The following is a 13,019-nucleotide window of genomic DNA, read 5'->3' on the forward strand; positions in this document are numbered from 1 at the left end:
GTCCTGGTTGGACGAAACCAGCCCGGCGGATTGCAGCATGTCTGCGGCCAATGCCAGCGTCACATCCTCCAGGCGCCGGTCGCGGACGCGGCCGGTGAGAAAATCGACGGCATTTTGCACCTCGACCGCGTTGCCGGCTGCCGACGCCAGCGGCTCATTCATGGAGGTGACCAGTGCCGAGGTCTTCAGGCCGGCGCCATTGGCGACTTCGACCAGGCTGTTCGCCAGTGTTGTTGCGTCGCGCGATTTCTCCATGAAGGCGCCGTTGCCGACCTTCACGTCGAGCACCAGCGATTGCAGGCCGGCGGCCAGCTTCTTCGACAGGATCGAGGCGGTGATCAGCGGCACCGATTCGACGGTTCCCGACACGTCGCGGATCGCATAGAGCCTGCGGTCGGCGGGCGCGAGATCGGCGGTCTGGCCGATGATGGCGCAGCCGGTTTCGAGCACCACCTTGCGGAAGCGCGTAACATCCGGCTGGCTGACGTAGCCGGGGATGGCATCCATCTTGTCCAGCGTGCCGCCGGTATGGCCGAGGCCGCGGCCGGAAATCATCGGCACATAGGCGCCGCAGGCGGCGACGATCGGCGCCACCATCAGCGAGACATTGTCGCCGACGCCGCCTGTCGAATGCTTGTCGGTGACCGGGCCCGGCAGGTCCGACCAGTCGAGCACGTCGCCGGAATCGCGCATGGCCAGCGTCAGCGCCACCGCCTCGTCGCGGCTCATGCCGTTGAAGAACACCGCCATGGCGAACGCCCCGACCTGCCCGTCCGAGACGGTGCCGGCGGTCACGCCCTCGATGAAGCTGGCGATCTCCTGCGTCGACAGCTTGTGGCCGTCGCGCTTGCTGCGGATGATTTCCTGGGGAAGCATCAGGCCGAGACCTTACTCTCCGGCAACCCGTCCTGGAACACACGCTGGAGAATGGTCGCCAGCCGCGCGCCGCCGACCGGCGCCATGTCCTTGGTCTCCTGGTGCGAAAGCTCCGCCCCGGTCATCCCTGCTGCAAGGTTGGTGATGACCGAGCAGGCAGCGACGCGCAGGCCGAGGAAGCGGGCGAGAATGACTTCCGGCACGGTCGACATGCCGACGGCATTGGCGCCCATGACGCGCGCCATGCGGATCTCGGCGGGCGTCTCGAAGCAGGGCCCGGAAAACCACATATAGACACCCTTGTGCAGCGCGGTATCCGTCGCCTTCGCCGCCGTCTCGATCGCCGAGCGAAGGCCGGCATCATAGGCTTCGGTCAGGCCGACGAAGCGGCGGTCGCTGGGCTCGCCGATCAGCGGGTTGGAGCCCGAGAAATTGATGTGGTCGGTGATCAGCATCACCGAGCCTGGCCCCATGTCCGGATCGACTGAGCCGGCGGCATTGGTGAGGATCAGTTGCGAGATGCCGAGGCCGGCGAGCACCTCCAGCGCCGGCCGCATCGCCGCCGCGTTGCCGTGCTCGTAATAATGCGCGCGGCCGGACAGCATCAGCACTGGCGTGCCGGCAAAACGTCCTGCCACCACCTCGCCGGCATGGCCGGTGACGCCGCTTCTGGGAAAGCCCGGCAATTCGGCATAGGAAATGCGGACGGCGTCCTCGACCTGGTCGACCAGCCCGCCGAGGCCCGAACCCAGCACGAGCGCGGTGGCGGGCGCCAGCCCGTCCAGCCTTTCGACGAGATGATCGAGCGCTTCCTTCATTTCAAAATATCGCCCTGGAAGCCGTAGGGCAGCATATCGCCCATGGTCACAGTCTCGACCACACCGCCATTGTCGCAGAGATAAAGCTTGGTTTCCGGCCGACAGAATTCGGCCAGCCGCTGCCGGCAGCCACCACAGGGCGAGCATTTCGCCATGCGCTCGGCAATCACGGCGATCTCCGTGATCCTGCCGCCGCCGCCCATGATGTAGTGGCCGAGCGCGGTGGTTTCGGCGCACCAGCCTTCCGGATAGGACGCGACCTCGATGTTGGCGCCGGCAAAGACGCGGCCGTCCTCGGTGCGCAGTGCCGCCCCGACCGGGAATTTCGAATAGGGCGCATAGGCCTTGGCCATGGCGGCCTTGGCCGCTTCGAACAGGTCATGCGACATTTAGTTTTTCCCTAGAATGATCTGTCCGAAAACCGGCTTCCACTTTTTCGCGGCCATGCTCATATTTTCCTTTTCGCATGGCCCGGTCCGAAAACCGGCTTCCACTTTTTCGCGGCCATGCTCATATTTTCCTTTTCGCATGGCCCGGTCCGAAAACCGGCTTCCACTTTTCGGGGCCATGCTCATATTTTCCTTTTCGCATGGCCGGTCCGAAAACCGGCTTCCACTTTTTGGGGCCATGCTCAGCGTTCCTTGACATAGGGCACGCCGCCGGCGCGCGGCGGGATCGCCTTGCCGATGAAGCCGGCGAGAAGGATGACGGTGAGGATATAGGGCAGCGCCTGCATGAGTTGCACCGGCACCTTGCCGATCACTGGCAGCGGCGTGCCCTGCAGGCGGATCGACAGCGCGTCGAGGAAGCCGAACAACAGGCAGGCGAACATGGCGTTGACCGGCTTCCACTTGGCGAAGATCAGCGCGGCCAGCGCGATATAACCCTTGCCGGCGGTCATGTCCTTTACGAAGCCGCCGTTCTGCACCATCGACAGGTAGGCGCCGGCAATGCCGGTGAGCACCCCGGTGCAGATCAGCGCCCGGTAGCGCAGCCAGGCGACCGAGATGCCGGCCGTGTCGACCGCGGCCGGATTCTCGCCGACCGCGCGCATCCGCAAGCCGAAACGGGTGCGGAACAGCACCCACCAGGTGAACGGCACGGCGAGGAACGCGATATAGACCAGCACGGAATGGCCGGAGATGAGTTCCGAATATATCGGACCGAGGATCGGCACGCCCCTGAGCGCGTCCGCGCCAGGCCAGATGATCGCTCCGAACCGCTCGTCCGAGGCCAAAGCCGGCGTACGGCCACCTTGCTGGAACCAGGCCTGGCCAAGCATGATCGTCGATCCCGCGGCGATGAAATTGATCGCCACGCCGGAGACGATCTGGTTGCCGCGATGGGTGATCGAGGCAAAGCCGTGGATCAGCGCGAAGGCGACTGAGATCAGGATGGCCATGCCAAGGCCGAGATAGGCGGAATGGAAGACGGAGGCTGCGGCGGCACCGGCGAAGGCGCCGACCAGCATCTTGCCCTCGAGCCCGATATCGAAAATGCCGGCCCGCTCCGAATAGAGGCCGGCGAGGCAAGCGAGCAGCAAGGGCACCGACAGGCGGATGGTCGAGTCCAGAACCTGGACGATGGCGTTGAAAAAATCCATCTCAGGCACCCTTCCCCTTGATCGCTTCCATGCCGACGGATCTCGGGCTGAGCGAGGCGAACAGCGCCTGGACATAGGGCCGGAACATGTGCTCGAGCGCGCCGGCGAACAGGATGACCAGGCCCTGGATGATGACGATCATATCGCGGCTGATCGCCGGCATCTCGAAGGCGAGCTCGGCGCCGCCCTGGTAGAGCATGCCGAATAATATTGCGGCGAGCACGATGCCGACCGGGTGCAGCCGCCCCATCAGCGCCACGGCGATGCCGACGAAACCTGCGCCCGAAACGAATTCGAGCGCGACATTATGCTGGTCGCCCATCGTCGGGTTGAGCGCCATCATGCCGGCCAGCGCGCCCGAGATCATCATGGCGACGATGATGATGCGGGTCTCCGAAATGCCGGCATAGCGCGCCGCTTTCGGGCTGTGGCCGTAGGTGCGCATCTCGTAACCGAGCTTGGTGCGCCAGATCAGCACCCAGACCAGAAAGGCCATGGCCAGCGCCAGCAGGAAGCTGATGTTGAACGGCGCCGAGCGTATCTTGGCGCCGAACAATTCGATGACCCAGTTGAGCTTCGGCAGTTGCGCGCCGTCGAGGAAGGTGCGTGTCTGCGGCGCCATCGAATTGGCCGGCTTCAAAAATCCGACCAGTGCGTAGACCATGACGCTGGCGGCGATGAAATTGAACATGATGGTGGTGATGACGATGTGCGAACCGCGCTTGGCCTGCAGATAGGCCGGGATCAGCGCCCACAGCGCTCCCATCGCCGCAGAGGCGATGATCGCCAGCGGAAAGGTGAGCCACCATGGCAGCACGCTGTCGAAGGCCAGGCAGACGATGCCGATGCCGAGACCGGCTATATAGCCCTGGCCCTCGCCACCGATGTTGAACAGGCCGCAATGCGCCGCAACCGCCACCGACAGCCCGCTGAAGATGAAGGTGGTGGCGTAGAAAAGCGTGAACGCGATGCCTTGCCCACGGCCGAACGCGCCCTCGACCAGGACGGCGGCCGCGCGGAACGGATTTTCGCCAACCAGAAGCACGACGAAGCCGGCGACGACGAAGGCAACGGCGAGATTGATCACCGGAATCAGCCCGTAATCGGCCCAGGCCGGCAGCTTGGCGTAGGGAGTGCTCATTCCGCCGCCTCCCGGTGCTCGACGCCAGCCATCAGCAGGCCGAGCTCGCCTTCGCTCGCATCCGGTCCGCGCTCGCCGACGATGCGGCCGGCAAACATCACCAGGATCCGGTCGGAGAGAGAGCGGATCTCGTCCAGCTCGACCGACACCACCAGCACCGCCTTGCCCTGGTCGCGCATGGCGATGAGGCGCTTGTGGATGAATTCGATGGCGCCGACATCGACGCCGCGCGTCGGCTGGCCGACGATCAGCACGCCTGGGTCTTGTTCCATTTCCCGCGCCAGCACGATCTTCTGCTGGTTGCCACCGGAGAAATTGGCGGTCTTGAGCCGGCAGTCCGCCGGGCGGATGTCGTATTTGGCTATTCTGTCCTTGGCGTCGTCGCGAATGGCATCGATGTTGAGGAACGGCCCCCGGAGATAGTGGGGATCGTCGTGATAGCCGAGGATCGAATTCTCGTTCTCCTCGAAGGCCAGCACCAGCCCGACGTGATGACGGTCCTCCGGCACATGGGCAAGCCCGCGGTCGCGCAGCTCGCCGGGATCGGCGGCCCCGGTGAGATCGATCGGCTTGCCGTCGAGCATGACGGAGCCCGAGACGGCGCGCCTGATACCGGAAATCGCCTCGAGCATTTCGGATTGCCCGTTGCCGGCGACGCCGGCGATGCCGACGATCTCGCCGGCGCGCACTTCGAAGGAGATGTCGTCGACCATGGTGACGCCGCGGGAATCCTTCACCGTCAGGTTCTTGACCGCGAGCTTGACGCCGCCGGCTTCCGCCTCGCCCTTCTCGACCCTGAGCAGCACACGGCGCCCGACCATCAGCTCGGCCAGCTCCTCGACTGTCGTCTTCTTGGTCTCCCTGGTCGCCACCATCGTGCCCTGGCGCATGACCGAGACCGTGTCGGTGATCGCCATGATTTCGCGCAGCTTATGGGTGATCAGCACGATCGTCTTGCCCTGCTCCTTCAACTGCCTAAGGATGCGGAACAGATGGTCGGCTTCTGCGGGCGTCAGCACGCCCGTCGGCTCGTCGAGGATCAGGATCTCGGCACCGCGATACAGCGCCTTGAGGATTTCGACACGCTGCTGCAGGCCGACCGGCAACTCCTCGATGATCGCATCGGGATCGACCTCCAGCCCATATTCGCGCTCGAGCCGTTCCAGCTCCGACCGCGCCTTGGCGATGCTCTTCTTCAGCAGCGCATCGCTTTCGGCGCCGAGGATGACGTTCTCCAGCACCGTGAAATTGTCGACCAGCATGAAATGCTGATGCACCATGCCGATGCCGAGCGCGATGGCGTCGTTTGGCGACTTGATCGACGCCGGCTGGCCGCCGACGCGGATTTCGCCGCTGTCGGCCTGGTAGAACCCATAGAGGATCGACATCAGCGTCGACTTGCCGGCGCCGTTCTCGCCGACAATGCCGTGGATGGTGCCGCGCACGATCTCCAGATTGATGTCGCGGTTGGCGCGAACGGCGCCAAAACTCTTGTTGATGCCGATCAGCTCGATTGCGGCTTGCGTCATGCAGCCTGTCCCACTCTTATTTTTTTATCGCTTGGTCAAAACGCCTAGCATGACGCCCCGTCTGTGCCAATTGGCCGGAGCAGCGTTCACTCTCGACAAATCACCGCGCGCTTGTCAATTTCGAACGTGGCCGCAGCCTTCACATTCGCTGTCGCATCGGCCGGAAAACCGGATTCGATTTTCGGAAAGCACGATGCGAAGATTGTAAGTGTCAGAGCGTAGTTTGTGCGTCCAATTGGACGCCCGTCGCTCTAATGTGGCGAATACCGAAATTCGCATCTCTTGGGAGTTGCGCAGCAAGAATTCGAGGTTTTCAAATGACCATGCCCGCCGACCGGCTGACGACGCTGGAAATCCGCGCCGCCGAGCAGGAGAAGACCATCGAGGAACTGTCCGGCCAGATCGCCGAGCAGTGGAAGGTGATCGAGCGCATGCAGCGCAAGCTCGATGCACTGACCGACCGCTTCCTGGCTCTGGAGGAACAGGCCGCACCGGACGTGCCGGTGACCAAGCCGCCGCATTGGTGAGCGACTGAGGAAGAGCAACGAGCGTGGCCGGTGAAAGCGACCGCATAGCCGGACGGCCGCGAATACGTGCAGCCGGCCCACGCGGTTCTCAGGTCAGGCAGCGGCTTTCGACGGCTGCCAAAGTTCGATCGGATTGCCTTCGGGATCATGAATGCGGCAGAAGCGGCCGGCCTCTGAATCCCATTCGGCGCGAGTTTCGACGGCGATGCCCGCCGCCTTGAGATCGGCCACGGTCGCATCGATGTCATCGACGCGGAAATTGATCATCCACTGCTGATCCATGCGACCGAAATAGTCGCTCTCTCGACGGAACGGTGCGAAGACGGTCGGGCCAGCCTCCTGTTTCCAGACGGTCTTGGCGATGTCGGCAATGCCCAGATGCTTCTCGTACCAGGCGGTCAGCGCTTGCGGGTCGCTGGCGCGAAAGAAGAAGCCGCCTATTCCCGTCACCGTCGCCATCGGCCGTTACCTCCTCTTGCCGGATATTATTTTTGCGGTCCGCCATCCATAACGCAAAACCGCCGGGTTTTCACCCCGGCGGCTTTGATCAGATCCGCGATGTCGGTCGATCAATAAGGGCAGGAATTGTCCGACATGTAGTCGTGCACCTTGACTGTGCCGGCGATGATGTCGGCCTTGGCCTTTTCGACCGCCGCCTTCATCGCGTCATCGACAAGCGCCTTGTTGTTGTCGTCCATCGCGTAGTCGACGCCGCCTTCCTTGAGGCCGAGGTCGTTGATGCCGCCGGTGAACTTGTCGTTCTTGGCGTCCATGAAGGTGTTGTAGACGGCAACGTCGACGCGTTTGACCATGGAGGTCAGCACCTTGCCGGGCTGCAGGCCGTTCTGGTTGGAATCGACGCCGATGCCGAGCTTGCCGGCATCCGCCGCTGCCTGCAGCACGCCAACACCGGTTCCGCCTGCCGCCGCATAGATCACGTCGGCGCCCTGGTCGATCTGCGTCTTGGCGATTTCGCCGCCCTTGGCCGGATCGTTCCAGGCTGCCGGCGTGTCGCCGGTCATGTTCTGGATGACATCGGTCGCGCCGGCTGCCTTGGCGCCGCCGACATAGCCACAGCCGAATCTGCGGATCAGCGGAATGTCCATGCCGCCGATGAAGCCGACCTTCTTCGACTTCGAGGCCATCGCCGCCATCACGCCGACGAGGTAGGAGCCTTCCTGCTCCTTGTAGACGACGGAGCGGACATTGGGCTTGTCGACGACCATGTCGATGATGGCGAATTTGGTGTCGGGAAACTCGACGGCGATCTTCTCCAGCGCATCCGCCCAGGAGAAGCCCGCCATGGCGATCGGATTGCGGCCATCCTCGGCGAAACGGCGCAGCGCCTGCTCGCGCTGGGTCGCGTTGCTGACCTCGAATTCCACATAGGCGATACCGGTTTCGGCCTTGAATTTTTCGGCGCCATTGAAGGACGCCTCGTTGAACGACTTGTCGAACTTGCCGCCGAGATCGTAGAGAAGCGCGGGCTGAATGTCCGCGGCGAAGGCCGGAAGAACCATCGCAGTTGCGGCCAGGAGGCCGAGAACAATACGTTTCATGTGATCCACACCCTGTCGGTTATTTTTTCCGTTATGCACCGCCCGCCTGCCCGGTTCTCCGGCAGGCATGCGACATCAGACAGGAGCGTCTTCCTCCCGCTTCGGGCCAATCTGGCACGGCCCGAAACAAAATTCACGCGGAATTTTGACCTTTTGGAAAAGCGTGGCGCCGCATCCCGGCGCCACGGATCATCGCCTCGCCAAGGGCCTCAAGCGGAGCGGCAGCCGGGATGGCGCAGGCAACGCCGGTGCCCTGCAGGTTGCAATAGCCGTAGGGATTCTTCGCCAGATATTGCTGGTGGTCTTCCTCGGCGAAGTAGAATTCGGGCGCCGGCGCGATCTCGGTGGTGATCTTGCCGCGGCCAGCACCGCGCAACGAGGCCTCATAGGCGTCGCGCGAAGCGATCGCCGCCTGGTATTGCGCATCACCGAACGTGTAGATCGCCGAGCGGTAGGTGGTGCCGACATCGTTGCCCTGGCGCATGCCCTGCGTCGGGTCATGGCTTTCCCAGAACAGCTTCAGAAGCTGTGCATAGGACACGATCTTCGGGTCGTAGACGACGAGCACGACTTCGGCATGGCCGGTCAAACCGGTGCAGGTTTCCTGGTAGGTCGGGTTGGGGGTGACGCCACCCGCATAGCCGACAGCCGTGACCCATACGCCCTCGACCTGCCAGAACATACGCTCGGCACCCCAGAAGCAGCCCAGTCCGAACATCGCTGTCTCCAGCCCCTCGGGATAAGGCCCCTTGAGCGGCCGCTTCGAGACAAAGTGCTTGGATGCCGTCGGGATAGGCTTGGCACGACCCGGCAGCGCCTCGGCAGGCTTCGGCAGATTGAGCTTCTTGTTCAGCATGTCGCTGAGAAAAAACATGCGCGGTCTCCCTTTCTCTTTGATTTGGGATTTCTCTTCGTTTGGGGACGCCGGAAGGCCGTCAACAACAACTCATCAAGTCCGGGCGAACCGCCCTGTCGGCCGCTCCCGCCTGTAGCCGATCATGTAGAGAATGAAGGCAAGCACCGCGAACACGGCGAAGCCGGGCTGGTTGAGCACCCAGGCGATGGCGCCGTCCCACAGCAGCGAACCAAGCTTGTCGCGGACGAAGCTTTCGAAGGCGCTTCGCGTATCCGGCGAGACGGCGAGCCAGCTTGTGTTGAGCGGGGTCATGACCAGCGCCGAGGCCGCCACCGAGCGTGTCGTGTCGAGCACCGCCATGATGACGGAGACCGAAAGCGCAAGCATTGCCGCGAGACGGAAAAGAAAGCGAAACATGCAGACCTTTCCTCCCCAGGACTTTAGCAGACAGACTGCAACGTCTGTTTCGAACAGAGAGATAGTGTGCGCGCGCTTTGTTCGCAATCGCGACACGCGAATTTGAAGCTACGCCGCCGGTTTCAGCTTTCGCCGATTGACGCGCCAGACAGCGAACACACCGCCCGCCACCGCGCCGACAACCAGCCCGGCCAACCCGACGAACAGGGCAAAATAGGCGCAGGCACCCTCGAAGCAGCTCATGTCGGTGAGGTTCGCGACCATCAAGCCGGCGAAAAACCCGGCACAGGCACCGAGTGCGGCGCCGAGAATGACCCCGAGCAAGGCGGCGGTGATCGAGGCCAGCACCGGCGGGCGTTCCATTTCCGAATTGGCATAGACTGCATCGGCGCCCGAGCCGCGGCGCAGAAGGTAGATGCAGAGCAGGCCGACGGCGATTTCAGCGCCGGTGAAGGCCAGTCCTCTGGCCGAGAAAACGAAGTCCGGCGTGACGAGAATATAGCACTGCCTCGCCAGCAGCCACAGAATGGTGACGACCTGCCAGAGGGTGAAATGCCTGGGAAAACGCGCCGATCGGTTGAAGGCGAGACCGAGGACAAAAAGCCCCCACAGAACAGTGACGATGCTGGCGGCGAGGCTGCCATAGATGAGATAGTAAACGCTGTCCGGCAGGCCGTAGTCGCTGGTCAGCGGCCATGCCGAGATCATCCCGTAGACAGACCAGCCCATGATCAAGGCGAGCCAACTAGGCGGGATGTAGGACAGCCCGCTGTCCGGTCGCCCCGCCGGCCGACCGGCTGCCGGCTGATTGTTGCTCGATGTCATGCCACCCCCGCAAAGCTGACGGACACTCGATAGGCGGCCAACAGCGAAGTCAAGCGCGGCAGGTTTTTTCGGCCTTTTCCCGTGCACGTCGTTCGACAGCCGCCGCTCGGGAGCATTGCGCCGGCGGCATCGCAAAACCATCTGTACCCGGCAAAGCGAATAGAGTGCCGTTATGGCTTGGCATTCGACGTTGGATCGACTAGATGAGCCCCGCGTCTGTTGCTTTGACGGCTCAGGTGCGGGAAAGGGTGTCCGCTGGTTGACGGCGCCCACGGTGCGGAGTTCCGGACCGGAATCCCCAAGGGAGAAGCATCTCCCCAACCCGCGTGGCAAAACCGGCCGACGCGAAATGCCAAGACGGAGAGGTGGCCGAGTGGTTGAAGGCGCACGCCTGGAAAGTGTGTTTACGGGAGACCGTAACGCGGGTTCGAATCCCGCTCTCTCCGCCATCCAGCTTCCATAAAAATCCTTTCTTTTCAAAAACTTCCTTGTTGCGCTTGACCAGTGCGAAGCGAAACCTATCTCAGACTGTGTAACAAACTGTGTAACATTAGAGAAAGATAATGCGACGTTCGGCAGCGCCAAGGCCGCATAAACGTGAAGGCATCTGGTATCTCGTTCGCAGGGTGCCGAAGGAATTCGCGGCGTTTGATCGCCGCTGCCTGGTACGCATTTCCACGGGGGTCGCCGTGGCTGACGATCCCCGCGGTGTACGGGCGCGAGATGCAGTGCAAAGCCTCGGCGCAGGGCTGGAGGCGTATTGGCGTAGACTGCGGGAAGGCCAATCCGCCGAGGCGGGGCTGCGTTTCGAAGCCGCGAGGAAGCGCGCGCGGTCATTTGGATTGGCCTATCGCACTAACGAGGAACTAGCAGCGGGGCCGCTCGACGAACTCATGGCCCGCATCAAGCTGCTTCTCGACAAAAAATCGATCGAGGACGCGGAGGACGTCTCGGCGGTGATGGGTGGGGAGAAGCGGCCAGCGGTCCGCCTGAGCGGTCTTATCAAGGAATTCGAGACGATCGAGCAACAGAACTTGCTGACTATGTCGCCCAACCAAATCAAGAAATGGCGTAACCCCAAAAAGCGCGCAGTTGCCAATCTGGTTGGAGTCATTGGCGACAAGGAGATCGCAAGCCTCACTCGGGACGACGCAGTCGCGTTCCGCGAGTGGTGGCAAAAGCGGATCGTTGAGGACGGACTTGATATCGGTACGGCCAACAAGGACATCGGCCATGTTTCGAAAATGCTGCGCGTCGTCGATCTGACTCACCAGCTCAAGCTGGAGCCGGTTTTTCGCAACCTCCGTCTTTCCGGCGCCGTCCCCGGGCAACGCGCTGCGTTCCCAGCGGAGTTCATTCAGGAGAAGATACTCGCTGAAGGCGCGCTCGACGGACTCAATGACGAAGCCCGCCATCTAATCTATGTAATTGCCGATACCGGACTCAGGCTTTCTGAAGCGGCAAACCTCACCACCGAAACAATCCACCTCGATCAAGAAATCCCGCATGTGCGGGTGCGCCCCAATGGCCGTCGCTTGAAGACCGGTCATTCAGCCCGTGACATTCCCTTGGTTGGCGGCGCACTTGCAGCCATCAAGCTCCATCCGGACGGCTTTCCTCGCTATCGCGACAAGGCCGCCTCACTTTCAGCGCTCGTCAACAAGGTGCTCGCCAGCAAGGAACTTCTGCCGACTTCCGAGCATAGTCTTTATAGCCTGCGACACACTTTCGAGGACCGGCTGACGGCAGTTGAGGCGCCGGAGAAGGTAATTGCCTCTCTGATGGGCCACAAATGGATCCGGCCGAAATACGGCGCGGGACCTTCGTTAGCGCAAAAGCGCGAGTGGCTCCAAAAAATCGCTTTTACCCCGCCCGGGCGAATGTGATTGCGCCATCCAGGCCGTGAGAACCAACCTCACGGCTCCAGCTGTCCGAGCCATTTAGGTTGAGCGTGGCCAGCACGCGCTGCGCTCGCTCGCGATTTCCGAGCTTCCGCCGCATTTGTTCGACCTCGTATTCCAGCCTTTCGAAGGTCGGTGTATAGGCATCTCCATGACGGATGACCAAGTAGGCCGCAACAGCTAGACAGCATTCGAGCTCCGTGGCCGATGGATCGGAAAAAGGGGCGACGCCATAGCAAGGCGCGCAACGCCTCTCGAAAGCTTCCGAACTAGGCAAACGGCCAGCACGTTGCATCGTGACAGAAACCTATGCCTGATCGACGAACCTGAAGTGCTCACGAAGCTTGACCGGTGCGCAGGCCATCGGAGGGACAATTCCGCTCTGCCTAAAACCGACAAAAATTTTGAAACACCCGTCCCTCCGGCTCGAATTCAAAAGTTCAGCCCAGACAGGAACGCCTGATATCTTGTCGTGCACTGTCACGGTGCCAAACCTGGTGCCGGCGACAACGGCAGTTTGGCGAGCAGAAGAATTCCCGAGACTGAGACGTTCTACGGCTTGGCTCATGTTCGCGTTCCTCCTCGATTGGAAACAGGATGGGCCATATGGAAGCGAATAAAAGGAGGTTGGTGACGAGTCTCGGTAGTGGAGTAGAAACGGATGGAAAAGCTTGCGCTATTCGCCATCGGCGCCGCTAAGCGCACTTGAGAGAAGGGGCATGATCGCCAAGAGATGACGTCCGAAGAACTCTAGCGCGTCGCTTGTCGCCCCACTCTGAACTCTCGTCGGTCTGGTCCATTTATTCGACTCGAGGATGTTCGTCCGTTCATCCGGCAGGCTGCATGATCGGCATTGGCGAGGCAATCGAGGCGACAAACATCGCTCGATATGAGTAGCCGACAGGCAATCTCTAATTGCGAGGAGCGGATAGAATTGGTACGGTCAAGGGATGAAAACGCGATATGG

12 protein-coding genes, 1 tRNA gene and 1 pseudogene are annotated in these 13,019 nt (G+C 62.1%); 3 read left to right on the top strand and 11 right to left on the bottom strand.

Annotated elements, in window-relative coordinates; all coding sequences use genetic code 11:
- The 6 genes from EOC93_RS10955 to EOC93_RS10980 form a co-directional block, all read right to left on the bottom strand.
- Positions 1–876, bottom strand: an 876-nt coding sequence (locus tag EOC93_RS10955; RefSeq protein WP_127204610.1) for a thymidine phosphorylase, incomplete at its 3' end; no start/stop codon positions are given.
- Positions 876–1,694 carry a purine-nucleoside phosphorylase gene (locus EOC93_RS10960; RefSeq protein WP_127204611.1) on the bottom strand — a complete coding sequence of 273 codons (819 nt, stop codon included), beginning with the start codon at positions 1,692–1,694 and terminating at the stop codon, positions 876–878. The genes EOC93_RS10960 and EOC93_RS10955, both read right to left, overlap by 1 nt.
- Positions 1,691–2,083, bottom strand: coding sequence for a cytidine deaminase (gene cdd / locus EOC93_RS10965; protein ID WP_127204612.1), 393 nt, complete (start codon positions 2,081–2,083; stop codon positions 1,691–1,693). Before cdd ends, EOC93_RS10960 begins: the two co-directional genes overlap by 4 nt.
- Positions 2,084–2,325: 242 nt before the next feature.
- Positions 2,326–3,297: an ABC transporter permease gene (locus EOC93_RS10970; protein WP_127204613.1), complete on the bottom strand. Its 972-nt coding sequence runs from the start codon at positions 3,295–3,297 to the stop codon at positions 2,326–2,328.
- A gap of 1 nt (position 3,298) precedes the next feature.
- Positions 3,299–4,438 (bottom strand): ABC transporter permease, encoded by a 1,140-nt coding sequence (locus tag EOC93_RS10975; RefSeq protein ID WP_127204614.1) that lies wholly within the window; start codon positions 4,436–4,438, stop codon positions 3,299–3,301.
- Positions 4,435–5,967 (bottom strand): ABC transporter ATP-binding protein, encoded by a 1,533-nt coding sequence (locus EOC93_RS10980; RefSeq protein ID WP_127204615.1) that lies wholly within the window; start codon positions 5,965–5,967, stop codon positions 4,435–4,437. The genes EOC93_RS10975 and EOC93_RS10980 overlap by 4 nt, the downstream gene beginning before the upstream one ends.
- 317 nt (positions 5,968–6,284) lie before the next feature.
- Between EOC93_RS10980 and EOC93_RS10985 the strand changes: the two genes are divergently transcribed.
- Complete coding sequence (locus EOC93_RS10985; protein WP_095488524.1) at positions 6,285–6,494, top strand: SlyX family protein; 210 nt, start codon at positions 6,285–6,287, stop codon at positions 6,492–6,494.
- A 93-nt stretch (positions 6,495–6,587) separates the two neighbouring features.
- Here EOC93_RS10985 and EOC93_RS10990 read toward each other — a convergent pair whose 3' ends face one another.
- From EOC93_RS10990 to EOC93_RS11010, 5 genes and pseudogenes are all read right to left on the bottom strand, one after another.
- Positions 6,588–6,953: a VOC family protein gene (locus tag EOC93_RS10990; RefSeq protein WP_127204616.1), complete on the bottom strand. Its 366-nt coding sequence runs from the start codon at positions 6,951–6,953 to the stop codon at positions 6,588–6,590.
- Positions 6,954–7,063: 110 nt separating this feature from the next.
- The gene (locus tag EOC93_RS10995) at positions 7,064–8,053 is read right to left on the bottom strand and encodes a BMP family ABC transporter substrate-binding protein (RefSeq protein WP_127204617.1); all 990 of its coding nucleotides are present in this window, start codon (positions 8,051–8,053) and stop codon (positions 7,064–7,066) included.
- 220 nt (positions 8,054–8,273) lie between these two features.
- Positions 8,274–8,927, bottom strand: a pseudogene (gene msrA, locus EOC93_RS11000) (peptide-methionine (S)-S-oxide reductase MsrA); the annotation flags it as partial.
- Between the two features lie 75 nt (positions 8,928–9,002).
- Complete coding sequence (locus EOC93_RS11005; RefSeq protein WP_127204618.1) at positions 9,003–9,326, bottom strand: hypothetical protein; 324 nt, start codon at positions 9,324–9,326, stop codon at positions 9,003–9,005.
- Positions 9,327–9,434: 108 nt separating this feature from the next.
- Entirely contained in the window at positions 9,435–10,151 is a 717-nt protein-coding gene (locus EOC93_RS11010; protein ID WP_127204619.1) for a hypothetical protein, read from the bottom strand.
- Positions 10,152–10,510: 359 nt separating this feature from the next.
- Here EOC93_RS11010 and EOC93_RS11015 point away from each other — a divergent pair.
- Together EOC93_RS11015 and EOC93_RS11020 are read left to right on the top strand one after the other, a co-directional pair.
- Positions 10,511–10,600 (top strand) — tRNA-Ser (locus tag EOC93_RS11015).
- Positions 10,601–10,714: 114 nt separating this feature from the next.
- Positions 10,715–12,037, top strand: a complete 1,323-nt coding sequence (locus EOC93_RS11020; protein ID WP_126105066.1) for an integrase — start codon at positions 10,715–10,717, stop codon at positions 12,035–12,037.
- The last annotated feature ends 982 nt before the right edge of the window (positions 12,038–13,019 follow it).

Origin of the sequence: Mesorhizobium sp. M6A.T.Ce.TU.002.03.1.1 (assembly GCF_003997275.1) — a bacterium.
In the GTDB taxonomy this organism is placed as follows: domain Bacteria; phylum Pseudomonadota; class Alphaproteobacteria; order Rhizobiales; family Rhizobiaceae; genus Mesorhizobium; species Mesorhizobium mediterraneum.

Excerpts from the sequence above, each read along its gene's own strand:
- EOC93_RS10995 (WP_127204617.1), bottom strand. The coding sequence starts at position 8,053 with ATGAAACGTATTGTTCTCGGCCTCCTGGCCGCAACTGCGATGGTTCTT.
- EOC93_RS10990 (WP_127204616.1), bottom strand. The coding sequence starts at position 6,953 with ATGGCGACGGTGACGGGAATAGGCGGCTTCTTCTTTCGCGCCAGCGAC.
- EOC93_RS11020 (WP_126105066.1), top strand. The coding sequence starts at position 10,715 with ATGCGACGTTCGGCAGCGCCAAGGCCGCATAAACGTGAAGGCATCTGG.
- EOC93_RS11005 (WP_127204618.1), bottom strand. The coding sequence starts at position 9,326 with ATGTTTCGCTTTCTTTTCCGTCTCGCGGCAATGCTTGCGCTTTCGGTC.
- EOC93_RS10985 (WP_095488524.1), top strand. The coding sequence starts at position 6,285 with ATGACCATGCCCGCCGACCGGCTGACGACGCTGGAAATCCGCGCCGCC.
- EOC93_RS10970 (WP_127204613.1), bottom strand. The coding sequence starts at position 3,297 with ATGGATTTTTTCAACGCCATCGTCCAGGTTCTGGACTCGACCATCCGC.
- EOC93_RS10975 (WP_127204614.1), bottom strand. The coding sequence starts at position 4,438 with ATGAGCACTCCCTACGCCAAGCTGCCGGCCTGGGCCGATTACGGGCTG.
- cdd (WP_127204612.1), bottom strand. The coding sequence starts at position 2,083 with ATGTCGCATGACCTGTTCGAAGCGGCCAAGGCCGCCATGGCCAAGGCC.
- EOC93_RS11010 (WP_127204619.1), bottom strand. The coding sequence starts at position 10,151 with ATGACATCGAGCAACAATCAGCCGGCAGCCGGTCGGCCGGCGGGGCGA.
- EOC93_RS10980 (WP_127204615.1), bottom strand. The coding sequence starts at position 5,967 with ATGACGCAAGCCGCAATCGAGCTGATCGGCATCAACAAGAGTTTTGGC.
- EOC93_RS10960 (WP_127204611.1), bottom strand. The coding sequence starts at position 1,694 with ATGAAGGAAGCGCTCGATCATCTCGTCGAAAGGCTGGACGGGCTGGCG.